This is a genomic window from Pedobacter sp. G11, from assembly GCF_003860265.1.
GTDB classification, from domain to species: domain Bacteria; phylum Bacteroidota; class Bacteroidia; order Sphingobacteriales; family Sphingobacteriaceae; genus Pedobacter; species Pedobacter agri.
The window spans coordinates 1520007-1546268 of record NZ_CP034190.1 but is presented as its reverse complement, the minus strand read 5'-3'; the positions used below and the strand labels follow the sequence as shown (position 1 = coordinate 1546268).

General features: G+C 38.2%; 16 protein-coding genes. 5 read left to right on the top strand and 11 right to left on the bottom strand.

Features of this window, described 5'->3' with window-relative positions:
- Positions 1-68 precede the first annotated feature (68 nt).
- On the top strand, positions 69-2195 hold the full coding sequence (locus EA772_RS06730) for a prolyl oligopeptidase family protein (protein ID WP_124912014.1): 2127 nt from the start codon (positions 69-71) through the stop codon (positions 2193-2195).
- A gap of 41 nt (positions 2196-2236) precedes the next feature.
- Here the strand turns inward: EA772_RS06730 and EA772_RS06725 are convergent, their stop codons facing one another.
- Complete coding sequence (locus EA772_RS06725) at positions 2237-2929, bottom strand: hypothetical protein (protein WP_148093293.1); 693 nt, start codon at positions 2927-2929, stop codon at positions 2237-2239.
- Between the two features lie 246 nt (positions 2930-3175).
- Between EA772_RS06725 and EA772_RS06720 the strand changes: the two genes are divergently transcribed.
- Positions 3176-4186 (top strand): NAD(P)/FAD-dependent oxidoreductase, encoded by a 1011-nt coding sequence (locus tag EA772_RS06720; protein WP_124912010.1) that lies wholly within the window; start codon positions 3176-3178, stop codon positions 4184-4186.
- Positions 4187-4276: 90 nt separating this feature from the next.
- Positions 4277-4579: a 2Fe-2S iron-sulfur cluster-binding protein gene (locus EA772_RS06715; RefSeq protein WP_010599274.1), complete on the top strand. Its 303-nt coding sequence runs from the start codon at positions 4277-4279 to the stop codon at positions 4577-4579.
- Positions 4580-4740: 161 nt separating this feature from the next.
- On the opposite strand, the gene EA772_RS06710 is transcribed toward EA772_RS06715, so the two are convergent.
- From EA772_RS06710 to EA772_RS06695, 4 genes are all read right to left on the bottom strand, one after another.
- A complete protein-coding gene (locus tag EA772_RS06710) occupies positions 4741-7344 on the bottom strand; it encodes a glycoside hydrolase family 2 TIM barrel-domain containing protein (RefSeq protein WP_124912008.1) in 2604 nt (867 codons plus the stop codon).
- Positions 7345-7384: 40 nt separating this feature from the next.
- Positions 7385-9643, bottom strand: a complete 2259-nt coding sequence (locus tag EA772_RS06705; protein WP_124912006.1) for a GH92 family glycosyl hydrolase — start codon at positions 9641-9643, stop codon at positions 7385-7387.
- Between the two features lie 91 nt (positions 9644-9734).
- Entirely contained in the window at positions 9735-11426 is a 1692-nt protein-coding gene (locus EA772_RS06700) for a S41 family peptidase (protein ID WP_124912004.1), read from the bottom strand.
- A 144-nt stretch (positions 11427-11570) separates the two neighbouring features.
- Positions 11571-11786, bottom strand: coding sequence for a hypothetical protein (locus EA772_RS06695; protein WP_010599278.1), 216 nt, complete (start codon positions 11784-11786; stop codon positions 11571-11573).
- A gap of 171 nt (positions 11787-11957) precedes the next feature.
- Between EA772_RS06695 and EA772_RS06690 the strand changes: the two genes are divergently transcribed.
- Positions 11958-12560, top strand: a complete 603-nt coding sequence (locus tag EA772_RS06690; RefSeq protein ID WP_116168663.1) for a porin family protein — start codon at positions 11958-11960, stop codon at positions 12558-12560.
- A gap of 73 nt (positions 12561-12633) precedes the next feature.
- Here the strand turns inward: EA772_RS06690 and EA772_RS06685 are convergent, their stop codons facing one another.
- From EA772_RS06685 to EA772_RS06670, 4 genes are all read right to left on the bottom strand, one after another.
- Complete coding sequence (locus EA772_RS06685) at positions 12634-15258, bottom strand: gliding motility-associated C-terminal domain-containing protein (protein WP_124912002.1); 2625 nt, start codon at positions 15256-15258, stop codon at positions 12634-12636.
- A gap of 65 nt (positions 15259-15323) precedes the next feature.
- The gene (locus tag EA772_RS06680; protein WP_124912000.1) at positions 15324-16109 is read right to left on the bottom strand and encodes a DUF4397 domain-containing protein; all 786 of its coding nucleotides are present in this window, start codon (positions 16107-16109) and stop codon (positions 15324-15326) included.
- Positions 16110-16120: 11 nt separating this feature from the next.
- A complete protein-coding gene (locus EA772_RS06675) occupies positions 16121-17671 on the bottom strand; it encodes a SusD/RagB family nutrient-binding outer membrane lipoprotein (RefSeq protein WP_124911998.1) in 1551 nt (516 codons plus the stop codon).
- Between the two features lie 11 nt (positions 17672-17682).
- On the bottom strand, positions 17683-20763 hold the full coding sequence (locus EA772_RS06670) for a SusC/RagA family TonB-linked outer membrane protein (RefSeq protein WP_210405081.1): 3081 nt from the start codon (positions 20761-20763) through the stop codon (positions 17683-17685).
- A gap of 237 nt (positions 20764-21000) precedes the next feature.
- Here EA772_RS06670 and EA772_RS06665 point away from each other — a divergent pair, with 237 nt between their 5' ends.
- Positions 21001-21747: a DeoR/GlpR family DNA-binding transcription regulator gene (locus EA772_RS06665; protein WP_010599286.1), complete on the top strand. Its 747-nt coding sequence runs from the start codon at positions 21001-21003 to the stop codon at positions 21745-21747.
- 42 nt (positions 21748-21789) lie between these two features.
- On the opposite strand, the gene EA772_RS06660 is transcribed toward EA772_RS06665, so the two are convergent.
- Both EA772_RS06660 and EA772_RS06655 read right to left on the bottom strand, forming a co-directional pair.
- Positions 21790-23085: a RagB/SusD family nutrient uptake outer membrane protein gene (locus EA772_RS06660; RefSeq protein ID WP_210405080.1), complete on the bottom strand. Its 1296-nt coding sequence runs from the start codon at positions 23083-23085 to the stop codon at positions 21790-21792.
- Between the two features lie 15 nt (positions 23086-23100).
- Positions 23101-26220 carry a SusC/RagA family TonB-linked outer membrane protein gene (locus tag EA772_RS06655; protein WP_124911994.1) on the bottom strand — a complete coding sequence of 1040 codons (3120 nt, stop codon included), beginning with the start codon at positions 26218-26220 and terminating at the stop codon, positions 23101-23103.
- Positions 26221-26262 lie beyond the last annotated feature (42 nt).

Sequence of the window (26262 nt, the reverse complement as noted above, 5' to 3'; positions counted from 1 at the left end):
GCAAAATCAAATCAATGAAAAATTGAAACGGGGAAAAAACATATATTAGTAAACAAATCTTTATGAGCATGAAAAAACAAATTGCTTTAGGCTTATTTGCGATAAGTCTTTTTGCCTGTAATGAAGGTAAAAAACCAGCTGAAAAAATTACAATAATGAAATATCCGGAAACTAAAAAAGACAGCACGACAGATAACTATTTTGGCACCAGCATCGCTGATCCTTATCGCTGGCTGGAAAACGATACTTCGGCAGAAACCGCGGCCTGGGTAAATGCTGAAAATAAAGTAACGCAAAATTACCTATCGCAGATTCCTTACCGGGATGATATTAAGCGAAGATTAACCGAAATCTGGAACTATCCAAAAGACGGCACACCTTTTAAAGTTGGAGAATATTACTTTTTCACCAAAAATAATGGTTTGCAAAATCAAAGTGTATGGTTTATTAAAAAGGGTTTAAATGGCATTGAAGAAATTTTTCTTGATCCCAATAAGCTTACAGCAGATGGAACGGCTGCCGTTTCACTGATCGGTTTTTCTCATAACAAAAAGTACGTAGCTTACTCTGTTGCTCAGGCAGGCTCAGACTGGAGCAATATTTATGTGATGGATATCGCCACGAAAATGAAATTGGGTGACGAACTGAAATGGACAAAGTTTTCGGGTGCAGCCTGGAAAGGCGACGGTTTTTATTACAGCAAATTTGATGAACCTGCCAAAGGCATGGATTTATCAGCAGCGAATAAATTTCAAAAAATCTATTACCACAAACTGGGCGATCAACAAAAAGAAGATCAATTGATTTTCGAGGATAAAACGAATCCGAATCTTTATTTTGGCGCTGGTGTAACTGAAGACGAACGGTTTTTAATTATCTATGCAAGTGCCGGAACTTCAGGCAATGCGCTTCACTATCAGGATTTAAAGGAACCTGGCAGCAAAATTTCGTTTCTGGTGAAAGGATATGACCATAATCACAGTGTAATTGAAAACATTAACGACAAACTGCTAGTAAATACAGATTTGGGTGCAGAAAACAAAAAGGTAGTCCTGGTTGATCCTAAAAATGCCGATCCAGCCCAATGGCAAACCATTATACCAGAATCGCAACTCGCATTAGAAGGCGTTTCAACAGGTGGCGGCTATTTGTGGGCTTCCTATTTGAAAGATGCCAGCACCAATATCGTTCAATTTGACTTAACCGGAAAAAAACTTAGAGCAGTTAAATTACCTGCTTTAGGTACAGCTGATGGTTTTAGTGCTTTTAAAGAGGACAAAGAATTTTTCTACAGTTTTTCAAATTTCACCACTCCAGGAACAATTTATCGATACGATATTGCAAAAGCTGAATCTACACTTTACAAAAAATCTGAATTAAAATTTAATACCGACAATTACGAAACCAAGCAGGTATTTTATACTTCTAAGGATGGAACTAAGGTACCCATGTTTATTGTTCACAAAAAGGGAATAAAACTGGACGGCAACAATCCCGTATATTTATATGCATACGGTGGTTTTCAGGTAAGTCTAACACCAAGCTTTAGCTTATCGAGGATGTTATTTTTAGAAAAAGGTGGCATTTATGTACAGCCAAGTTTGCGTGGCGGCAGTGAATATGGAGAAGCCTGGCATAAAGGTGGAATGCTGAATAAAAAGCAAAATGTATTTGATGATTTTATCGCCGCTGCAGAATATTTAATTCAGGAGAAATATACTAACGCGTCAAAAATCGCTATCTCTGGTGGATCAAATGGTGGCTTGTTAGTGGGCGCATGCATGACGCAAAGACCAGAGCTTTTCAAAGTTGCTTTGCCTGCAGTTGGTGTCTTAGACATGTTGCGCTATCATAAATTTACAGTTGGTTGGGGATGGGCGGTAGAATACGGCACCAGTGATAAAAAAGAGGACTTTGATTACCTGATCAAATATTCGCCACTTCACAATATCAAAGCGGGTGTAAATTATCCTGCAACACTAATTACAACAGCAGATCATGATGACCGCGTGGTGCCGGCGCATTCTTTTAAGTTCGCGGCGACCTTGCAGGAAAAGTATAAAGGTGAAAATCCCATCTTAATCCGCATTGAGACGAAAGCTGGCCACGGCGCAGGAAAGCCAACTACTAAAATGATTGAAGAGGCAAGCGATGTTTGGAGTTTTGTATTTCAGAACTTAGGAATGAGCTGGTAAGAAACCGTTAATCTGATGAGCCACAAACCTCATCAGATTACTTATTGGTACTTATCGACAATGGTGCCTCTGGAAACCAATTTTGGGAAACCCGATATATAGGTTGTACCCAGGCACCCGGTTTTTAATTTTATCATTACTTTATCGTGAGGATTAATTTTTTTAAAACCAATATACCAATAGAAAAATCCTGAGGTTTCAATTGCACCTAACCTTGTGATGGTAACGTGAAATGTTCTCGTTTTGCCGGTACCCTTAATAAATCGGTGCGTAACCTCTGTTTCTAAATTATCAATTTTACGACTGTAAAACTTATTTACCAATAACAATATTACATCCGAAAGCCAAAATTTTGAGACATATATCAACATGAAGAGGAGAAATATACCACAGAGAATGGTCCTCAACAGGCTATCATCTGCAAAGATTCTGCGAAAGTTTAAAAAGTATATGACAACAACTGGCAATATCAGGAAATAATTGAGGTAGCTAACCCATCCACTAAATTTTGGATTACTTAACACGGCACTAACATTAAAAACGAAGATCGAAAATAAAGGCATCAGCAATATCCAATTCCACAGCTGAGCACCAAAATAAATGTATGCACCAAGCCCTAATGGCATAAATGCACTTGGAAGTTGCCATGTTTCGCCATAAATGATAAATATCGCGGCCCAAATCACAAATGCTAATCCCAAAATTGGCAAAAGAATACTTAGATCCATAATCATCTATTATTGTTTAAGGCTCTAAACATAGAAATTATTCACAAGCCAGACAACATTCATTGAACTCTATTAAATCCCTAGACAAATTATAGTTTGTTTAGCATTCTTAAAATTCATGATCTTTTGTTTTAAGGCCATTTAGAACACACAAAATACTGACTAAAAACACATTGCAAAATTATCTAGAATATTTCTAAATAGAGAAATTGATAAAAGTTTATTTTGTAACTTTGCAACAAATTTTTTTGAATGATCTCTACTGATATAGCCGTAATAGGCGCTGGTCCGGTTGGTTTGTTTGCCATTTTTGAAGCCGGTTTATTAAAAATGCGTTGCCACTTAATTGATTACCTTCCTCAGGTTGGTGGTCAGCTATCTGAAATTTACCCTAAGAAACCGATCTATGATATTCCTGGTTATCCATCGGTATTGGCGCAAGAACTTATTGATAATTTGATGGAACAGGCAAAACCTTTCCATCCAACCTTTACGCTAGGCGAACGTATCGAAGGGTTAGAAAAACGCGGCGAAGCTGATTTTGTACTTACAACAAACATGGGTACGGTAATTGAAGCCAAAGTGGTAGTAATTGCTGGTGGTTTGGGTTGTTTCGAACCTCGTAAACCTGCTGTGGAAAACCTTGAAAATTTCGAGAACGGAAAAGGTGTTAACTACATGATCCTTGATCCGGAGAAATACCGTGATCAAAAGATGGTTATTGCTGGTGGTGGCGACTCTGCTTTGGACTGGACCATTTATTTGGCAGATGTTTGTTCTGAGCTGACTTTAGTGCACAGAAGCGAAAGTTTCCGTGGTGCTCCTGATTCTGTTGCCAAAGTAATGGCACTGGCTGAAAGCGGAAAAATCAATCTTGTTTTAAACAGCAATTTACAGGCCGTTCATGGTAATGATAAATTAGAGCAGGTTGAAATTGTACAAAACCGTACAATGGAAAAAACGGTTGTAGCTGCAGATCATTTAATTCCTTTATTTGGGCTGAGCCCGAAATTAGGCCCAATTGAAGCCTGGAATTTAAACATCAGCAAAAGTGCTATCGAAGTAAATACTGACGATTACTCTACCAACATTCCGGGTATTTATGCAATTGGCGATATCAATACTTACACAAATAAATTGAAGTTAATTCTTTGTGGTTTTCACGAGGCGGCGTTAATGAGTCATAGCGCTTATTCTTACATGAATCCTGGAGTTAAATACACCATGAAGTACACAACAGTAAACGGCGTTTCAGAATTTTAAGCTTTGCGTTAATATTGTTTCAATAAAAAACTATTTTAGTTAAGTTTGCGCTTATAAGCGAGCAAAATGGAAAACAACATTACAATATATATGCAGGAACCGGATGGTTCTGTTACACCACATGAAGCCCCAACTGATATGGGACTAAGTTTGATGGAGTTTTTGAAAGCATCTGAGTATGATATATTAGCTACTTGCGGCGGAATGGCACTATGTGCTACTTGTTGCGTAGATGTTTTAGAAGGCGAAGAAAAGCTAAATGAAATGACCGATGATGAGTACGCCATGTTAGATACTTTGCCTGACTTATTGCCAAATTCTCGTTTGGCATGCCAGCTGCAGTTAAATAATAACATGGATGGTTTAAAAGTGAAACTTCACGGTGTAAGCTAAGCTGAAAATATAAAATATTAAAAAGGCGATACTGAAAACAGTGTCGCCTTTTTTTATCTCTTATTGGCCATTGCAAGGCGTGAAACAATTTTATGCTACACTAGTTTGCTTCATACCTTGCAATAACGAAACTGAGCGTGAGTGCCCTCGCAGCAAAAACACTATTGAATGTTTATCTTCTGACGCTCCACATTCCAACCATATACTTCAACAGCCAGGTTACTTTCTCCATCAGGAAATTCTACGGTAACAACTCTGGTTTCGCCAGGGAGCACACTTAAATAATTATCATCGTAGAAAGCCGGAAGGACTCGTTTTCCAGTTTCACGGTTAATTAACGCTATCCGGTTAAAAAATGCTACCGGATTACCGATAGAATTGCTCAAAGTTATGGCTATTTTATTTTTTGATGTTCGGTTTGCTGAAACCCTTAAATTTGCTGACTTGAGTTCCTGTAACCCTTTATAGCTTCCATTTTTATCGGCTAACCAATAAATGTTTTCACTCAAAACCTCCTGCTTTTCATTCAATAATTTTAAGGAAACAAACACGCCATCTTTCTGATCCATTTTCTTCAGGAAATCATTCAGTGGAAAAAACCGGCGAACCGATGATGCTCCAATAGAATTGAAAACCTGGGAGTAGAAATAATCCTTTCCAGCCATATCATATACTTTAGCCTGAACCATTAAATTATTACGATCTGTTAGGCCATTGTTAACCACTGTTACCATGCTGTCTAAGGGATTCATCATGATATGCAACGGCTCGCTTCCTTTCCTTAAGCCATATAAACAGGCGTTTGGATCTAAATAATAATCGTACATCTGCCCACGCAGCGCTGTCCATGGGTTTTGTGTTTTCCAGATAATTGAGCCGGTATACCAGTCCCACATTTTATTGGAAAAACCTTCCATTAACGCCCGGTATTGATCGTAATTTACCAACTGTGCCTTCATGGCAAAATCTTTGGCATCTTTAGCTTTCCCGTATGGATTAATGTATTGATCGTAGCCGATATATTTATGATAATCCCAAACGGAATCGGGTTTGCTTTTAAATTGTGGTGCAATCATGTTTTCCTTCGGAATAAAACGCTCCAGCGATTCATAATCGCCCACCCCGACAGAACCTACTTCAGAGTTATACGGAAAAGTTTTTACGGCCCAAAAACTTATCGGATCCTGAATACCATATGGTCCATCACCATTGCCGCCAATTGCATTGTACGACATTTCATCGCTATTGGAAAAATCAAAGAATTTTCTCGTACCATCTAACCGAGGCAGAATGTCGTTTTTAATGGGATTCAAAATATCTTCCGGAGGAGTAATCTCATTTCCACCACACCAAAAAGCTAATGAAGGATGGTTGCGAATCATTTTCACCTGATCTTCAATAGCCGTTAACACTAATGGATGATTATCAGGGTAGTTCCTTCTGGTCCATTGATCTTCTTTTTTCAATGGATCAACCCAACGGCCATTACAATCGCCGCTAAACCAAAAATCCTGAAAAACCAACAGGCCATATTTATCGCAGGCATTGTAAAACTCAGGGCGCTCTAAAATCGCACCACCCCAAATTCTAATCAGATTCAGATTCATATCTTTATGATACCTTACTTCAGCGTCATAACGGGCATCACTAAAACGTAACATCGCATCAGATATGATCCAGTTTCCACCTTTTATAAAAATCTTTTGCCCGTTTACATAAGCACCCATACTTTTAGTATGCTCATTCCATATGTTGTCAATCTGCCTGATTCCTACAGTTAAATTTTCCTGATCTAAAACCTGGTTGGCGCTGATAAACCGAATATTCACAGGATATAAGTCTTGCTTGCCGTAACCGCTTGGCCACCACAGTCTAGGGTTTTCCAGGGTTAAATCCGGAAACTTAATTTCTGATGATGCAGCGGAAACAGTAACATTTTTTTTAACCAGCTTACCGGCTATTTCATATTGTAAAATTCCTGAAATGGCTTTCCCTGTCGGATTTTCGACCTCTACAGATACTTTGATAGTTGCGGGCGCTTGTTTAACACCTGGCAATCTTTTTCCAGGAACCAAGGTGACAACATGAGGATTTTGAATATTGATACCTTTGGTTTTTTCAATGGTAACTTTATCCCAGATACCTGTATTGCGATCGCGGGTAGGTTGAATCCAATCCCAACCGGCAGTGTATTGTGTAGTCAAACCTTTTGCTATAGTTCCATCCCCACCCTGGCCGCCATTCGGGTTACCCGGAAAATCAGGAGGATAAACGATTACTGCCAGGCGATTTTTACCAGTTGAGGAAAGGAGTTTGGTAATATTGTACTTCGCCCTTAAGTGCATACCCTCATGGGTTTTCTGATTAACCTTTTTTCCGTTTAAGAAAATCTCAGCTTTGTAATTGATCCCCCGAAACTGTAACCAAACCTGGTCATTTCCAGCTGCACTTTCATTAAAATCCTTTACAAACCAATAGGTATAATGTTCTTTCCCGACATTGTAGATATCTGCAATTTTCTCATTGTTCATCCCATAAAAAGGATCAGGAACTTTTTTATTGTTTAGCAAAGTAGTTAAAACCGTTCCGGGAACAGTGGCAGGCATCCAGCCACTGGTATTAAAGCCTAAAGTTGAGATCTGAGATCCGCTGGCGCTGGCATCCTTCACATTTACACACAACCAACCTGAGTTTAGTTCATAACGCTGTTGCGAAAAGGCTTTCAGATTTAAAAGCAGCACACAAAACAAAAATATTTTTTTCATTGATTTTTAAAAGTTTGGTTTTAAAGGTTGCTATCAATTCCTATTTAGTAGAAACAGGTCGATCTGCCGGATTCACACCCCATGTTTTTGAAGGCTGATCGCCCATATAAATCTGCATTGTACCACCATCGGAAATGGTTTTATGCAAAATGAATCCTTTATTATATGGTTTGCCATTGATCGAAATTTTTTGAATGTACTTATTTGCAACGCTGTTTCCAATTACCCTGATATCGAACTTTTTATTTTCAGGCAAAGCAATCGTAGCTGAATTAACCAGAGGCGTCCCGAAGACATAAGCCCCGTTGGCAGGATTAACCGGGTAGAAGCCCATCGCCGTAAAAACATACCAGGCACTCATTTGACCCACATCCTCATTGCCACACAAACCATCAGGTTTAGCAGTGAAGAAATCATTATCAATCTTTCTGATTAAATCGGCCGTTTTCCAGGGTTGGCCGGCGTAGGCATAAAGATATGGAATATGATGACCTGGCTCATTTCCCTGAGCATAATTGCCAATCAATCCGGAAATATCAGGTGAGCTGTTTTCGCCTAAATCTGCAGGAACGATAAATAATGAATCCAGTTTATTCACAAATGGTTTATCGCCACCAAAAAGATTTATTAGGCCCTCCACATCCTGAGGAACGAGCCAGGTATATTGCCAGGCATTTCCTTCCGTATAATCATCTTCGCGATGTTTAGCTTTAACCGGACTAAACGGTGTACGCCATTTCCCATCAGCCATTTTACCACGCATAAACTGAACATCCTGATCAAAATATTCCCTGTACAGCTGTGCCCTTTTACTGAAGTATTGATAATCTTCAGTTTTATTCAACGCCTTTGCAAACATGGCGATACAGTAATCATCAATGGCATATTCCAGGGCTTTTGCTACTGATTCATTTACTTTTTCTGCCGGGATATACTTTAGTTGTTGAATATACCCTATGCCATCGGTTTTCTGCATGGCAGATTGTTTTACGGCTTGGTAAGCTAGATTAACATCATAACCACGATAACCTTTTAAATAAGCATCTACTACGACAGGTACGGCATGATAACCTACCATGGTGTTGGTTTCATTACCCATTAAATGCCATACCGGCAGCTTGCCTTGTTCTTTATAAATAGCCAACATCGTATTTACCACATCGTTTACGCGATCCTGATGGATGATGGTATATAATGGATTTGCTGCCCGATAGGTATCCCATAAAGAAAAGGTAGTATAATTAGTGAAGTTTGCTCCCCTGTAAACCTTTTTATCTGTACCCAGATAATCTTTATTCACATCATTAAATATTGACGGCGCAACCATAGTGTGATATAAAGCCGTATAAAATATTGTTTTGGTATTAACGCTTGCATCGATTTTAACCTTTGATAACTCCCGCTCCCATTTCGCATCCGCATTTTTTACTGTCGATGCGAAATCCCAACCCGGCAATTCAGTTTGAAGGTTAAGAATTGCATTTTCTATGCTAACGGGAGATAAAGCCACTTTGATTTGAAGCTTATTGTTATTGATTGATGAGAAATTGGCTATTGCCTTTAACTTTTTACCACTAATTTCTTTACCTTTTTTCAGCTGATCATCATCATAAATATCGAAACTGTTTATAGGTTGAGAAAACTTAATAACGAAATATAAACGCTGATCATTTGCCCAGCCTTTTGAATTTCTGTTGCCAACTACGGTCGTTGCGTCAACCTGCTTAAAAGACACATTGGTGGGCGCATCCCAGCCAATGCCTTCTACCAAATCAATCACAATGTGTGGCGTTGCCGATTTTTTTGGAAAGCTGTACTGATGAAAGCCAACCCGATCAGTTGTAGTGAGCTCAGCTCTGATTTTATATTTATCCAGCAAAACACTGTAGTACCCGGCCTTTGCAATTTCATTTTCGTGGGTGAATGTTGAAAGATAACCTTTTTCTTCAGCTCCCTTTTTACCCTTTTCTAAAACGGTTGCTCCGGTAACGGGCATAATTGAAATATCCCCTAAATCACCGATGCCCGTTCCGCTTAAATGTGTATGCGAAAACCCGGTGATGGTGTTGCTCACATAATTGTAACCACTGCACCAATCCCAGCCTTCCATTATATTATTAGGCCCCAGTTGCACCGCACCAAATGGAACATTGGCACCTACAAAAACATGCCCATGTTTAGCCGAACCAATTATAGGATCAACAAAAGAAGTTAGCTTAGCACTTTTCTGTGCCTGAACGTGAAGAGATAAAAAAAGTGAGGCGCAAAAAAAGAATGGTTTAAAGCTTTTTAATTTCATCGATATAATAGGAGATATGAATTTGTTAAATCGTTTTACCTGAGTAAATGATTTTGTTATTAAATATTATTTGGGTTGACTGAATTTAGGGTTAATCTATACTGGCGACTTCTTTAACAGGCTTACCGATTACTTTGTAGTTTCCATCGCCTTTTAAAATAGCTAACATTTGTGGTTGATTGGTAAAAAGCGACTTCGCAGCAGCTAGTTCTTTATCGTACTGAAAACTTTGCTCAATCCGACCTTTTTCAAAAAAATATCTGCTGATGATTTGCGTTTCCAATACACGTTTGATTTCTGATTTGTGTGTTGCTAAATCGTTCTTTTTTGAGGAGGTCAATTTATATTTCAAGTTCTCCAAATCCGCCTTTACCTCAGCAGATTTGTTTTCTTTTTCAGCTTCTGCCCGCAGGTCGGAAAGTAAGCGTTCTGTCCGGCTTTGATAGGTTAAATCTTTATCGGCCAAGGTATTTACAAAAGCTGTATAGTCTGCATCCGATATTTGAAAAACTTTAGCCGATTCCAGTTTTGGGTTTTTCTTCCAATAGGCATTGGCATAATTAAAAAACAAACTTTTATTTATCATCGTGATGGTTACCGGGCTTAACTTGGCCGCATTTACCACTACATCTGGGTAAACACCGTTACCACTATACACATTTCTACCTGCTTTGGTTTGGAACATTGCGATTGTTGAATCTGCGAAGCGCTCTGCAATTCCATTGGCATCTTTGTGAGCATAATCGAGCTTTTGAATGCATCTGCCTGATGGTGTATAGTATTTGGCTACCGTAACTTTTACCAGGCTATTATAGGGCAGATTAAAGGTTTGTTGTACTAAACCTTTGCCATAACTGCGCTGTCCGATAACAATTGCCCGGTCTAAATCCTGTAGTGATCCGGCAACAATTTCTGAAGCTGAAGCGGAATTTGCATTAACTAAAACCACCAGCGGAACAGAGGTAGAAACCGGCACAGCCATCGTTTTATAAGTAATGGTTTTTTCTGCATTTTTCCCTTTCTGAATTACCACCAACTGATCTTTATCTACAAAAAGGTTTACAATTTTAACGGCTTCCTGTAAAATGCCGCCACCATTATTCCTTAAATCCAAAACAATTCCTTTAGGATTTTCTTTGTTGATGCCCAGCAATGCGTCTTTTACCTCTTGCCCGGAATTTTCCAAAAATTTATCCAACTTGATATAGCCGATACCATCGCCGACCATACCGGAGTAAGAAACATTGGGTTGTTTAATTTCTTCGCGGTTTAATTTCTTAAGGATTTCCTTACCATCTCTAACTAAGGTTAAATCAACAACGGTTCCTTTTGGGCCGCGTAACAACTGACTGATCTGGCTTCTTTCTTTTCCCTTAACTTCAATACCATTTATCTTCAAAACCTGATCACCAGGTTTCACATCGCTTTTATTGGCCGGATAGCCTTCGCTCACATCGTTTATAAATAGTTGACCGTCTATTAACACGGTGGCAGCACCAATTCCACCATATTGCGTACTTACATATTTTAACTTATAGTCTTCTATTTCTGATTCAGGAACATATTCCGTGTAAGGATCGAGGCTCTCGAGCATGGCATCAATCCCGGTTTTCATTAGTTGTGGTGCATTGGTATCATCCACATAATTAATGTTAATCTCCTTGTATAGTGATGCGAAAATGTCGAGGTTTTTTGATACAAGAAATAAATCTTCTTTGAAAGAAAAAGAGATCACAGCCAGGCAAACACCTGCCGCTAAAACATAATATTTTAGTTTCTTCATACCTTTTTATTTATAATCCAGCACAGCCTGAACTGTTGGGATGATTATTTTCTATAAAGGTAAATGTACGAAAAGGTGCAAATATTAAAAGAAGATATTTGGCAGATAAGAGAATGTATATGTTACCGGGAGGGTGTTAGGCTTTTAAAGTCTGTTGCCTTTGGTATCGGCCAGAGCTTTCTGGATAGTAAATTCGATGTATGTACGATCGCGTTTTACCAAGCGCATTAAATCTTCAACCAATTGATCTTCTTTACCTGGAGTAAATTCCAAAGGCTCATTAGCCAAATCACGGTATTTCCTTAAGAACTTTGTTTTTACCTTAAATGCAGTTTCTGAAGTAAGTTGAAAATTAGCCATAGCAGATTTTATTTGAGGCAAAAGTAAAAAATATTTGCTCAGGTTATTACTTTTTTGTTTCGGGTGTTAAAAAAATAGAGTTTTAGGGAATATCTTTACACCATAATAGTGTTAAAACACCGTTATACAATCTAATTAAAACAAACACGCAAAAATTTAAAACTTTAAAACATGAAAAAAATCATCCTTTCTATTGTTTTCCTAACGATCGGTTGGGCGACATCTCAAGCGCAAACTTTTAACCTGGGGGTTAAGGCAGGTGTAAACTTATCTAAACTAAATGCCGATTTTGCCAGCGAAGAAAATCGTTTAGGTTACCAGGTTGGTGCCTGGGCCCGCATCGGCGGCGCTAGCTTCTATGTGCAGCCTGAGGCTTATATCGGAAGCAAAGGAAATAAGTTCATCAGCTTCACCAACAACAACAATACTGAAATAGCCGCGGAAGGAAAGGTGAAATTTACCACTTTAGATATTCCGGTTTTACTCGGAACCAAGTTTGGAGCCAATAATCTTAACTTCAGATTAATGGCCGGGCCAGTTGTTTCCTTCGTGTTAGATGAAAACTCCAGCTTTAGCAGTGCTTATGATCAGGCCACTGATTTTAAAAACTACAAAGACCAGGCATTCGGCATCCAGGCTGGAGCAGGTGTAGATGTTGGCGCAATCTCAGTTGATTTGCGTTATGAGGCTGGCCTTTCAAACATCAGCAAAAGTGAAAAATATACCCAAAAGCCTAACTTATTTCAGTTGAGTTTAGGATTTAAAATTTTATAAGAAATTCAGGCGCCAGAAATTAGTTTTTTGGCGCTTGATTTTGGTTACCAATGAGGTGAATATCTCACCGATGTTATCTGATGATAGTTAAACTGCCTGTCAGTTTTCCGCAATCAGATTTTAAATCGACCACATAATAATATACCCCTACACTAAGTGGTTTGCCTCTAAAAGTTCCATCGAATTCTTTTGTATATCCTTTGGAATAGAATATCTGATCACCAATTCTATTATAAACAAAAAATTCGGCTTCAGGATAATTTTCTGCTCCACTTAACCGCCAGGTATCATTAATTCCATCACCATTTGGCGTAATCGAATTCGGGATTTGAAGTATTTTGTTTTCAGGGCGATTAAGATCTATTAATTCTGTAATGATTTCACACCCATACTGATCTAAAACCCTTAATGAATATTTTCCCATCTTTGCTTTTAGATTGAGTTCATTGTAAATGATGTTGTTATCTGCATCAAGCCATTGAACGGCGTATGGAGCCGTATTGCCTATAATCTCTATTCCCGAGACGGTAACCAAATTGCCATCGCAGCTTACGAAAGACTGTAATTTAGTCAGATCGATTACCGGAACTACAGTTGCTTCGACAGTGAAAAGACCAACAACATTTTCGCAGCTTTGTCCATCAGAAGCTGTTAAAGTATAAGTTCCTGCAAATACACCGCTAAGTTTCTCGGTACGGCTGATTATTCTTCCTTCGGCATCCGTCCAGCTAAAAACTGTTGGGATTTCAGATTGATAAGTCTGAATGGTGACACTTCCATTGGCATTACCGCAGCTTGCCATAACAATTGAAACCGACTTTGCAGCATAACTTTTAGTCGTATTTTTTACCTCATAATTAGGTGATGTTATTTCGCAAGAACCACTCCCTGCCTTGAAATAATAATTACCTGCCGGAATATTTTCCAGATCACCACCATTTCCGACAACATTACCTTGCTGATTGTACCACGTTTTTGCCAGGTTGTTGGCCACACCAATATTTTTGATACTTCCATTTGAGGCACCACAAATTTCATCTGTAATTCTTTTATTAGCATCATCTATACCATTGCCAATTGAACCAACGGTATAAGAAGCAGAGGTAACATCACAAGCACCAAGCTGCCCGGCTTTCAAATAATAAGTTCCTGCCGGCACATTCTCCAAATCTTTCTGATTACCAACAATCTGGCCTGACGCATTATACCACTGATAAACACTTGCATTAAAAACATGTAAATTTTTAATACTACCAGTTGCTAAACCACAATAAGGATCAATAATTTGTTTGTCTGCATCATCAATTAGAGGTTTAGAAAAATTTGAGGTTGCGCCATTAGCATCGGTTCCCAGGCTTGTCAATTTTCCTGTAACAGTCCCGGTATATTTCCACGCTCCTGTAGCGTCGGTATTTACAGTAGCAAACCAAGTTTTACCCTGACAATCACTACAATCATCAGTGTAAAATAGTTCAACAATTGAATTTGGCGAATAGACCCCACTAACTACAGCTGGTGTGATGACATCGATTTTTGCAGAATTAAGTGTTTGATTTTTAAAAGTGATTGCAGCATTGCTGTTGCAATAAATACTATTTTTAAAAATAGATATTGGATAGGAATTTTCAATGAGGATTGCTGTTTTGTTATACGCGATAAAATTTTGATCAGTTACACTGGGACCGCCAATGAGGCCCTTTGTGTTTGAAAAATTAATATGAATGCCTAAAGTGTTAGAGAAGTTCTCTGTTCCGACTTTGCCTGTTCCAATTCGGTTACGGGCGATTACGAAACCATCATTAACGTAATCTACATGAATAGCTATCGATTGAACACCTATAATGTTATCGGTGATTAGCGGTGCGCTCGTTCCTCCATTTACGTACATTCCTTTTGCGGCTAGCGTAGGCTTCGGATTCAGATTTTTATCCAAACCAATGATGTTATTGGTAAGTTTATTCTGGCCTTCGGCACCACCAAGGGCAATCCCTGTTCGCGTATTTCCCGTAATTAAATTGCCCTCTTCTATTGTTTCACCACCGATAATGCCATTTTTCATAAAACTGATGTCAATACCTGTTTCATTCGGTGAAACTGTTAGTCCATTCTCTGCTAAGCCAAAAATGTTAGATGATATTTTAACGTTTTCTATAAAAAATTTCGGGATAACGAAGGGTGATAATACCCCGGCATAACAGTTTATAAAACAGTTAGGCTTATTTGGTGCGCCGATTACAATGTCTTTAGCATTATAAAGATAAATCCCACCTTTTTTATCTTCAATTGCACCTAATGGATCAGACTGAAAATTACTAAAAAGCAAACCATATACTTCAATATTATTTGCATTGTCCATTCTTAAGCCATTAAAATAAGTGGCAATAACTTTAGTTAAACTAATTTTGATATTTGGGTTACCGAGGGCGGAAAACGGTTGACTAGTTCCATCGATAATGATATTCGATGTGAGTATGGGCAGTTCTGTTTCTAAGGGGATGGTGACATCTGCTAAAGATGAGCCTGGTAAATTGAAATAAATATAATCTATGTCTGTGGTACCGTTAGTATTAGCTTTTTCTATGGCATCTCGGAGAGATCCGGCTCCAGCGTTTAAATTGTTTGTGACTGTAAATGTATCAGCATATAAAAATGCAGTATTGAAAAACAACAAACCAAGAAACAGAATGAGGTATCGCATGGCTTTGATAGTCAAAAAAAAAGACAAGGCTAAATAACCTTGTCTTTTCTAATATAATAACTTTTTTAATAAAAGGATGCGTAGAAATTTATCCCAAATGGAGTTGTGGTTGAACCGGCAACTCCTCTCAAGACAAATGTATAAGCTTGTCCTTTGGTGAGTGTTGCTGTAATCAAAGTTGGTGAAGTTTGCGTAGTAGTACCAGTATTGTTAAACTGATATATATTTGCTTGTCCAGGCAAAGGAATTTCTACAAACCCAGATGCGGAATTAAATGCAACATTTGGAATTATAATCTGTCCTGTAGTTCTCTGAACCATATCTATATTGGCCGTACCACCGTTATAAAGATTCACCAATCTTACAAAGATTTTAGTTGTATCTAAAGCTGGCTTAACTTCTTCTAACAGCAACGAACTAGTAATTTTCTTGTCTGCTGTGTTGTAAGAGCCTGTGGTAAACATTGTATAATATTTACCTCCTCCAGTAGTAATAGTTGAATTAAATACGTTTAAGCTTTTATCGGTGGCTGCTGAAGAAACAATTTTTGCATCAATTTTATTTGTTCCAGGTGTAATCGGTAAAAATTGACCCCCGATTAACGGAAATATGTTAAGATAACTGAAGCCCGTTTCTCCGGTTAGGGCGTTATATGCACCAGAAATTCTGGTATCATTCAAATAAAAGTTAATGCTTGGACTACCAGGAGTTACATTGATAAATCTCAGGAAAGAATAAGCAGGGTCACCAACATTGATCTTGGTATAAGGCGTACTTTCTACCAACTCCCCTTTTTTACAAGCGGCAAATGTGGTAGCAATAGCAATTAAAATATATAATGTCTTTTTCATAATAATATTAATTAAGGTTGAGAGAACCACATTTTGTAAGTATGATAGTCTGGCAAATCAGCGCCAATAACTTTTAATGCAGCTACGTTCCATAAATATTCAGAGTTGTAACGCGGGCGATAGCGTTGTGCCGGTTTACCACCATTATCTGGATAAAAACTAGGTGGAAAAAAGAAAACACCTAAATATGGGTTATTTCCCTTTACATCGCCAGCATTGTAATTGTATTTACGTAAATCACACCAGGTTTCTACGAAACCGTAGCCATATAATGCCAGATATTTTTGCAACATAATATCTCTTAAAGTTAGCGTAGCTGCACTTTGTTTTACCGCGGCACTAGTCATGTAAGCAGTTTTTTGTGCTGTTGTAATCGCTGTTCCAAGTCCACTTACAAAATCGATACTAGCTGAGATACCATTTAAATAAGCGGTATATGCCAGTGTTGGATTTTCGCCTCTAAAAGCTGCCTCAGCTTTAATAAATTGCATTTCAGCGTAAGTCATGACAGGAAACGTAGCGTTATCTCTAAACAAATATTTTCCTAAACCAGGGCCTGGATTGGCTGAAGCTAAAACACCCCAAGGATTTGGTATTTGGTTTCTTAGCGCTGCAGTTCCCGGATCAAGCGAACCTGGGTTTGTTCCTCTGTAGATACCATCTGCTGAAGGTGTAATCATATTTGTAATTCTTGGATCGATAACAGCCCCTTGAGTACCAGCAAAATAAGTTCCATCCAATAAACCTACAATCATTCTGGTTTGGCGATAAGCGGCTAAGTTTGCTCTTAAAGGCCCAAAGAAATTTCCATTTGCAGCTGTAGCACCCGTGTTCGGAACAAGAAAGTTATCTGCATTACTTGCTAATGCTTTATCTACATATTCGATCACTTTAGTTGGATTATAGCTGGCCTTATTGATTAAATTGTTTGCATTTCTTGCCAAAACACCATAGTTAAACTTAATCCATTTGGCATTATCTCCATTGTAAATTAAATCTGCACCAGCCATTTTAGCCACACTACCGGTTCCATCTGTACGGGAGAAATTGGCAATGGATTCATTTGCTAATCTTACTACTTCAGCATAAACATCTTCTTGTTTATCGTAATCGAAAATATAACGATTCGGCTCGTAGGCTTGCTTCAAAATAATTTCTCCATGATAATCGGTGGTAACTTGCCAGCTCCAAGCTTTTAACGCCTGAGCTAATCCTATGTAGTTATATTCCTGTTTTGCTTGAGAATCCTCAATAATTAGATTTAGGTTAGCTCCAAGACCATAATAATTGGTTCGCCAAATCTCACCCATTACATCACTGCCAGGCGACCAACCATGTGTTTCACCAACATTCACATTCCCCCCGAAATACTGAATTAAGCCACCTAAATACCTAGAATCAAACTGAATACCTCTTTCCATTTGTGCAAATAATGGAGGAGTTAAAGTTCTATTTTCTGGAACTTGAGGTGTTGCCGGATCTGTATTAACATCCAGATATTTCTTACAACCTGCAGATAAAAATACCGCTAATGCTGTGATTACTATATAAATTTTTTTCATCTCTCTAATAATTAAAAGCCTACTCTTAAACCAAAGTTATACCCTCTTGGTAAGCCAACAGAACCGAAATCAATCCCTGTTCCGCCTAAACCACCAGATGCCGCACTCAATCCATTCACTGCAGGATCAACACCTTTGTAGTTTGTAACTAACAATAAATCTGTTCCTGTAAAAAATACATTAGCACTTTTGAATACGGTACTTTTCGCAAATAAACTTTTTGGCAAGTTATAAGACAAGGTGATATCCTTTAATCTAATCCAGTTTACATCTTCTTGCAAGAAATCTCTGGTATTATAAAATGTACCATAATATGAAGTGGTAATGTAAGGTGTAACCAATATATTGTTAGCAGTTGGGTTCCCAGAATTTTCTAAACCATCTTTTAAAACACCTGTGATTACACGCGGTACTTCACGATCTAAAGTAAGTTTTGACATACCTCGGGCATACAGGTAAAATTCTGTAGCGTTATAGATATCACCACCTTTTCTCATGTCGAGCAAAAATGATAAGTTAAAGTTTTTGTAGGTAAAGCTGTTGGTCAAACCCACTGAAATGTCTGGAGCTCTATCTCCAATTGGAGTAAAGTTGGTCCCTTTTATAGGCATACCATTTTGAGGATTGATCAAAATATCGCCGGCATTGTTTCTTAGATAATCGATACCCGCAAAAGCAGAAATAGAAGATCCAACTGTATATTGTGCTCTAACATTATCATATAACCATGAATCAGAAACATAAAATACATCCTGATCAGCCGGCAATGCTAAAATATTACCTCTATCTCTAGCAAAATTGGCTGAAATATCCCAAGTGAAGTTGGCTGTTTTTATTGGATTACCTTTCACTAATAGTTCGAATCCACGTTTACGAATTTTTCCACTATTGATATATCCTAAAATTGCACCTGTGGCATAACTTAATCGTGGTGCTGTAATTTGTTTGTTCGATAATGTATTATAAACAGAAAAATCAAATGATAGACGGTTGTTAAATAAACCAAGCTCTAAACCTGCCTCAGCCATGGTGCTAAATTCCGCTTCCAAATCTGGATTTCCTGCAGTCACATCTGCTGCAAAACCACCACCCGTTGTAGTTTGAGCAACTAATTTGGTTTTAGTTACATACGCATTTCTAGCATCTTTTCCTGATTGACCATAAGAAGCTCTTAATTTACCAAATGATAACCAATTCAATTTTTTTAATGGAGCCAAATCAGAGAACACAAAACTTAATGAACTTGCCGGATAAAAGAAGCTATAGTTTTTGATTGGAAGTGTAGAAGAAAAATCTTGTCTCCCTGTTAATGTTAAATACAATAAATCATCATAACCAAGTTCAGCTACCGCCAATGCACCAACCTTTCTTTTCAACTCATCGGCAAAAGCCACACGCTGAGTGGTTGGATCAGTATTATTCATGCTGTAAAAATTTTGTTGATAAAACCTTGTCCCAAATTGAGCATTAGTCTGGTAAGAAGCATCAGTTAAATCTCCTCCTATACGAATAACAGGTTTAAATTTTCCAAAATCTTTTTTGATGGTTGCGATTAAAGTTGCATTATATAAACGCTCGTTGGTATTGTAAGTATTGATACCACCTCCAGAATATACGGTACCTGCAACATTTGATCCATATGACTGAGGATGATACGCAGATAAACCTTGCCCTGCATTGATATCAGCTCCTCCCCTTGCAGTAATACTTAACCATTTTGTTGGCACATAGTCCATTCCAAAGTTTGCCAGCATTCTATTACTTTTTTCCCAGTTTGGATTCTTTTCGACCGCCCAATATGGATTATCAAGTTCTGCACTTAAACTTCCAGTAATGGTTCTTCTATCTCCTGTACTGGTTAAGTAGTTCCTCATATCATCAACCAATGGCCAGGTTAAAGAACTTAACATCGGGCTACTTGCACCCTTGTAAGTTTTATTGGTTTTAGAGTTGATGAAATTAATTGATCCATTCATCTTCAACTTATCGCTAATGGTAGAAGTTACGCTTAATTTACCATTCAAGGTATTGAAATCAGTACCAGGAACAATACCCGTTTGGTTAGTATAACCTAACGAAGTTCTAACAGAAAGTTTTTCACTTCCACCCTCAATGGAGGCATTGTGCTTTTGTGTGAAACCTGTTTTGTAAAAGTTACCTACGTTATCGTAAATGGTCCTATTGCCTGGAATCTTCGCACCAAAGTAAGTTCTGGTACGAACTTCTTCATCAAAAAAGCCCCCTGCACCACCACCATAAACAGATTGAACATCAGGAAAACGATAAGCGTTTTCTACCCTGAATGAATTATTATAGGTAACCCGGGCAGTTCCTGACTTCGCTTTTTTAGTAGTGATAACCACAGCACCAGAGGCACCTTGTGTACCATAAAGTGCTGAAGCTTCTGGACCTTTCAAAATGGTAATGGTTTCTATTTCCTCTGGATTAATATCCATTGCTCTATTACCATAATCATTCTGGCGATTAAAAGTACCTTGACCCACAAGATTGTATTCACTAAAAGTACGGTTTGAAATCGGCAAACCATCAATTACAAATAAAGGTTGGTTATCACCATCAAGAGAAACTCCACCACGAATAATCATTGTTGATGATGCGCCTGGTGTTCCATTTGTAGGGGTAATTGTTGCGCCAGCAACTCTACCTTGTAGTGCATTTAAAAAATTATCACGCTGAGTTTGCGCCACCTCACCACCTTTAATCGTTTGTGTGGAGTAACCTAAAGATCGTGAAGACCTCTCAATACCCTGAGCAGTTACAATTACATCATCAAGATTACTTGCATCAGTAGCCATTACTACATTCATGGATGTATTGTTTCCAACTGTTTTCTCTTGTGTTCTAAAACCAATGTAGGTGAACTGAAGCACGTCTGTTTTTAGCGCTTTAACCGAGTAATTTCCATCGCCGTTAGTTTGTGCAACTACGGTAGTACCTTTTACTCGAATGGAAACACCTGGTATAGGTCCATCAGTTGATGTAACCTTACCGGTAACTGTTATTTGTTGCGCAAAGGCATGAGCCAGCAACAAAAACGTACCAAGAAAAATTAATAGTAGCTTTTTTTTCATAAACTGCCAATAAAGGATTAGTAAGAATTTGTTTAGTTGTAGTTAGTTTGTTGTTTTACCAAAACACGCATAATAACGCATTTCATTTAATATGAAGTAAATATGATAATTGTTTTTCATATTAAAAACAAATATGTGAACTATTTAATAGCATCCAGTGATATTTAATTGCACAAAAACGCATAAACACGCAAATTATTGAAAAGTATTTTTATTTTCGTGTAAACCAGACCTAAAATGCTTAAGAAAGAACGCCATGATTTTATTATGCGCCAAATCAATTTGCACAATCGTGTGCTCACTTCCGATTTGGTTCAGTTGTTAAATGTTTCAGAGGATACCATCAGGCGAGACCTCCAGGAGCTTGTGGATGAAGGAAAATTATTTAAAGTTCATGGCGGTGCACTGTCTAAATCTTATCATAGTTCGTTCGATGATAGCACCGTTTATGCCAGAGATAGCAAAATTGGTATTGCTAAAAAAGCTATTTCATTAATCAAAGATGGGATGGTTGTACTAACGGGCGGCGGAACGACAATTTTAGAATTTGTTAAACAGTTGCCTCAAAATATTGAAGCTACCTTTTTTACCATAAGCCCGCTGGTAGCAGTTGAATTGGCAAAGTATGACAACATTGAGGTTGTGCTCATCGGAGGGTTGTTCTCTAAAAATTCACAAGTAACTTACGGAGGACATGTGATTACACAATTATCGGAAATAAAGGCCGACTTATGTTTGATGGGAACAAGTGCCATACATCCTACAGATGGGCTTACGGATACTTACTGGGAAATTAACCAATTGAAAAAGGCAATGATTGCTTGTTCCAAAAAGACTGCGGTACTTTGCATCTCTGAAAAATTAGATATTTCTTTAAGATTAAAAGTTTGCCCCATAGAAAGCATTAGCTATTTAGTAACTGAACTAGATGAGCAGAATGATGCGCTTGCCAATTATCGGGTAAAACACCTTAATATTTTATAAAACGAACAGGGTTCCGGAATTTCGGAACCCTGTTCGTTTATTTTAAAAAGCAGGATCTGCAGGGGTATTTGTGTTATTGTCTCTCTCCTGAAAAGGATAAGGAAAGAAATTACGTTTTCGATCCGCTAGCGGCTGATTAAATCTTCTCATATCTTCGAGTTTCAAGCCCGACATAAAAAGTTCAATACTACGGTGTTTGTAAATTAAATCCAGCAGCTGTTGTTGCGTGTAAGTTCCAGTTAAGGCAGGCAAGTTCGCTCCTAGTCCGAAAGCATCAGTAGCTGCAGTTTTCGTTACCACTTTATTGAGTTCCGTTAAAGCACTTGATAAATTCGGTGTAGCCTGACGTGCATATGCTTCTGCTTTGATCAGGGTAATCTCTCCTGGTAAATAGACCGGAATTTGTGTAAAGGTACCTGCTCCAAAACCGTTAATGCGAACTGTAGTGTTTACAACTGTATAAAACGGAATTCGTTGATCGGCAGCATCAGGTACGTTTGTACCTGTTTGACCTAGGCTTAAATTTTTCGGTTGGATAACATTATTTGTTGAGGTAGCAATCTCAAAAATCGGGTTTAAGTTCAACGCATCATAAGTAAAGGCAGATCTCTTAGTCAAATCAACAGCGTTAGCTGCAGTTAATGCCAAGGTATAATTACCGGCAAATAAAGCATAACGTGCTTTCAAAGCATTTAAGGTATTTGGAATATCTATACCTGCCGGGATGTTTCCGCTAAAAGAACTGCTGATTGGATTCGCAGCAATTACCGCCAACGCATTGTCAATAGTGGCAATAGCTTTATTAAATCCATCAACCCTGCTTATAAAAGCAACATTCTGTCCGGTAGAAGCTGGAACTTTTTCCCAATACTCAGATAAATTCCCTAACGCCAAAGCTTTAAAAATACTGGCGTGTGCGATTAAACCAGCAGCATAATTTTTATCAGGCAGATTAACTGCATTGTTGATCACATTATCAGCATCGAAAATAATTTTATTCGACCCTGCCCAAACACTCAACAAAACCGAATTGGTCCCATCCACCTGAACACCTCCGGCAACCAGTCGTTCTTCATTTGTATTACCGGTGTTAATAGAGATCAATTCATTGGTTGTTAATCCATTCAAAGTAATTGAGGCATATAAAACTCCTGCTCTGGTAGTGGAAAAAGTTTTTTGCAACCCTACTGTAACGCCTGTTAATCCCTTAGCAGAGGTTAGTACATCATCAGCGGTTGCTGCATTGGGGTTTAAGTATTCTTTCTTACAAGCACTTGAAAAAGCAACAGTTGTAAGCAGAAATGCATAACCTATATATCTTGATTTTAAATTTTTCATAATAAGTTTTTTTATTTAGAACCTCGCTTGTAAACCTAATGAGTAAGTACGTGGAATCGGCACAGAACCGAAATCGATATTTCTTAAAATTGTAGATTGACCACCAGAATTCAACTCCGGATCGTAACCTTTGTAATTATCCCACGAAATCAGGTTTCTGCCACTTAAGTTAACGGTTAAGCTTTTAATAAATTTAACCTGGCCAATATTATAGCTTAAGGAAATTTCTCTTAGTTTAACAAATGATCCATCATCAATACGCCATTCTTCAACATTGTAAGCGCCAGCAACGTAACCTCTTGGTAATTGACCAGTTTGTTCCGCTTCTGCAACTTTTCCATTTCCTACACCCTGACGAGTTCTCCAATCGGCATTCCAAACATCACCACCTTGAACAGCATCCAATTGAATGTGTAGGCTTAATTTTTTATACGTAAAGTCGTTTACAAATGATCCTGTATAATCTGGATTTGGATCACCAATCACCTTACGCAGAACGGTTCCTGTAGGTTGGCCTCCAGCTCTTGAAGTTTCATAAGTTGTAGCTGATGTTTGAGTTCCCCTTTCTGTTTGCGGAATACCCTGAGCATTTAACAACAAACTTCCGTCAGGATTACGGGCGAAAAATGTTCCGTAGAATACGCCTACCGGATAACCATCTGTAATAGATACCGGTGCCCCTGCGTTAGTCGCAATTAACCTTTGCGCACCTGAACCCACAATTTTATTTCTGTTTCTGTTGAAAATCACTGTTGAAGTCCATGAGAAATCATCACTTTTCAATGGAACACCTGTTAGCATCAATTCGAAACCTTTATTTTTTAACTTACCTCCAATGTTATCCAGCAAACTTGAGTAACCAGTTGTTGGCGCAATTACCACGCCTAATAATAAATCTTTAACTGTTTTATCATAATAGCTAAAGGTTAAACCTAATCTGTTATTAAAAAACGACATATCTGTACCCACCTCAAGCTCTTGCTGACGCTCTGGTTTTACATTAGTATTTGCCAATGTAGTTAAAGATGTTAATGATGTTTTGCTATTTAACGCACTTGGCGAATACACATTAAAGCGATCGTAAGCGCCAATACCGGTTAAGTTACCTGATTGACCGTAAGCTGCTCTTAATTTAAACGCATTCCACCAGGAAGAAACACCAAAATCTTTCCAATAATCTGCAGATGAAAGTACATAACTCACATTTGCTTTTGGATAGTATTGTGTTCTGTTTGCCTCGCCAAACACAGTAGATTGATCGACTCTGATTGCTCCAGTCACGAATAAATGATCTTTATACTTAAAATTTTGTTGCAAATAAGCACCGCTGATTGAAAACTCTGAACGACTATCGCTATTTGGCAAAATGGTACTCGCACCATTTACCACCTGAACAAAAGGTGCTAAACCGCGTCCGTTAAGTAAGCTGAAAAGATCTTTTTGATACTGATAAGAACCGCCCAATTGTGTGGTTGAACTCAACAATTCTGTGATCTTTGTATCATAGGTAAAATTCAACTCGTTGTTAAATAAAGTAGTGGTTGCATTCGCTGCACTTGCATAACCGTTTAATGATGGGTCAAGTGTTGGTCCACCGCCATAAAAACCTGTACTTACGTTGTAAGCAAATGGTGGTATATACGTTGTTCCATTTTGGATCGAATTATCAACACCCATGGTGTAATCGATGGTCAAATTTTTAACCGGTGTTAATTTTAAACCTGTATTTGCGATAATGCGATTGGTAAACTGACGTTGCTTAATATCCTCGATTACAGAAACAGGATTAACACGACCACGTTCGCCTACAGCTTTTAGATTACCCAAAGCATCTCTTGCGAAAATATCATGGAAATTTCCGATAATGGTTACAGAGTTCATTGGTGAAAAGAATGAGTTACCATCTGGTTTTTCATTAGCATCACTATGTACATAATTAAAACCAGCAGTTAATTTTGCCCATTTGTTTATGGTTTGATCCAGGTTTGCCCTAAAATTCATTCTTCTGAAATCAGTATTTTTAATAATCCCCTGATTAGAGAAGTAACCGGCTGAAGTGTAAAATTTCGTATTATCATTCCCTCCAGAAACTGATACTGAATTATCTGTTCCAATACCGGTTCTAAAAATATAATCCTGATAATTATATCGGGTAACAGGCGTGGTAGTTGTTAACGTCGGCGTTAAAACATCTTGGGTAACTAAATCAACCGAGCCACCAAATTTTGTCGGCGATTGATTCACCTCAATTTGTTTACGCAGTTCACTTATGGTCAAACTCGTATTAAAACTTACCTGTGGCACGCCGGTTTTACCTCTTTTGGTAAAAATCTGAATTACACCGGCATTAGCTCTTGAGCCATAAATGGCCGCTGCAGCTGCACCATTTAAAACCTCAATTCGATCAATATCTGCAGGACTAATATCCACCATTCTGTTTTGGCCAATACTTCCCACAAAGTTTCCACCATCATAATTGGCTGAAGTATTAGTTACCCTGGTGGTAGAGTTATTTACAATTACGCCATCAATAATATACAAAGGTTCAGATGATGAATTTACCGAACTTACCCCTCTTAATCTTACTGAAATTCCACCTGCAGGATCTCCGGAGTTTTGGCTGATTTGTGCACCTGGCGTTTTCCCTTGAAGTGAGGCTAAAGCATTTCCACTTGGTGCCTTATTCAAATCATCTCCTTTTACAGTACTTACGTAACTACCTAATTGTTTTCTTGTAGTACCTTGCGAAGTTCCGGTTACGATCACTTCATCAAGTCCTACTGCATCAGCACTTAAGGTTGCACTCGATTGTACCTGATCACTTGTGCCTAATGTAATTGGTTGCGTTTTACTTTTATAACCCACAAACGAGAACTGAAGCTGATAATTGCCGGCGCTTAAATCAACAGAAAATGAATAGGCGCCGTTTGCATTTGTACTGGTTGCTAAGTTTGTATTTAAGATTTTAACCACAACGCCAGGAATCGGATCGTTGTTCGTGGCATCGGTAACTTTACCGCCAATGGTATAGCGCTTGGTTTGTGCCTGGGCCATCCCTGTAAATAAAAGCAGCAGAAATGGGATCATCAAAATTGCAAAAAATCTTGTTGACCATTTTAGGTAACTTTTTTCCATAAAATTTGGTTTTGTTAATTAATATTAGAATTTCAACAAATT

Excerpts from the sequence above, each read along its gene's own strand:
- EA772_RS06730 (WP_124912014.1), top strand. The coding sequence starts at position 69 with ATGAAAAAACAAATTGCTTTAGGCTTATTTGCGATAAGTCTTTTTGCC.
- EA772_RS06725 (WP_148093293.1), bottom strand. The coding sequence starts at position 2,929 with ATGATTATGGATCTAAGTATTCTTTTGCCAATTTTGGGATTAGCATTT.
- EA772_RS06720 (WP_124912010.1), top strand. The coding sequence starts at position 3,176 with ATGATCTCTACTGATATAGCCGTAATAGGCGCTGGTCCGGTTGGTTTG.
- EA772_RS06715 (WP_010599274.1), top strand. The coding sequence starts at position 4,277 with ATGCAGGAACCGGATGGTTCTGTTACACCACATGAAGCCCCAACTGAT.
- EA772_RS06710 (WP_124912008.1), bottom strand. The coding sequence starts at position 7,344 with ATGAAAAAAATATTTTTGTTTTGTGTGCTGCTTTTAAATCTGAAAGCC.
- EA772_RS06705 (WP_124912006.1), bottom strand. The coding sequence starts at position 9,643 with ATGAAATTAAAAAGCTTTAAACCATTCTTTTTTTGCGCCTCACTTTTT.
- EA772_RS06700 (WP_124912004.1), bottom strand. The coding sequence starts at position 11,426 with ATGAAGAAACTAAAATATTATGTTTTAGCGGCAGGTGTTTGCCTGGCT.
- EA772_RS06695 (WP_010599278.1), bottom strand. The coding sequence starts at position 11,786 with ATGGCTAATTTTCAACTTACTTCAGAAACTGCATTTAAGGTAAAAACA.
- EA772_RS06690 (WP_116168663.1), top strand. The coding sequence starts at position 11,958 with ATGAAAAAAATCATCCTTTCTATTGTTTTCCTAACGATCGGTTGGGCG.
- EA772_RS06685 (WP_124912002.1), bottom strand. The coding sequence starts at position 15,258 with ATGCGATACCTCATTCTGTTTCTTGGTTTGTTGTTTTTCAATACTGCA.
- EA772_RS06680 (WP_124912000.1), bottom strand. The coding sequence starts at position 16,109 with ATGAAAAAGACATTATATATTTTAATTGCTATTGCTACCACATTTGCC.
- EA772_RS06675 (WP_124911998.1), bottom strand. The coding sequence starts at position 17,671 with ATGAAAAAAATTTATATAGTAATCACAGCATTAGCGGTATTTTTATCT.
- EA772_RS06670 (WP_210405081.1), bottom strand. The coding sequence starts at position 20,763 with ATGAAAAAAAAGCTACTATTAATTTTTCTTGGTACGTTTTTGTTGCTG.
- EA772_RS06665 (WP_010599286.1), top strand. The coding sequence starts at position 21,001 with ATGCTTAAGAAAGAACGCCATGATTTTATTATGCGCCAAATCAATTTG.
- EA772_RS06660 (WP_210405080.1), bottom strand. The coding sequence starts at position 23,085 with ATGAAAAATTTAAAATCAAGATATATAGGTTATGCATTTCTGCTTACA.
- EA772_RS06655 (WP_124911994.1), bottom strand. The coding sequence starts at position 26,220 with ATGGAAAAAAGTTACCTAAAATGGTCAACAAGATTTTTTGCAATTTTG.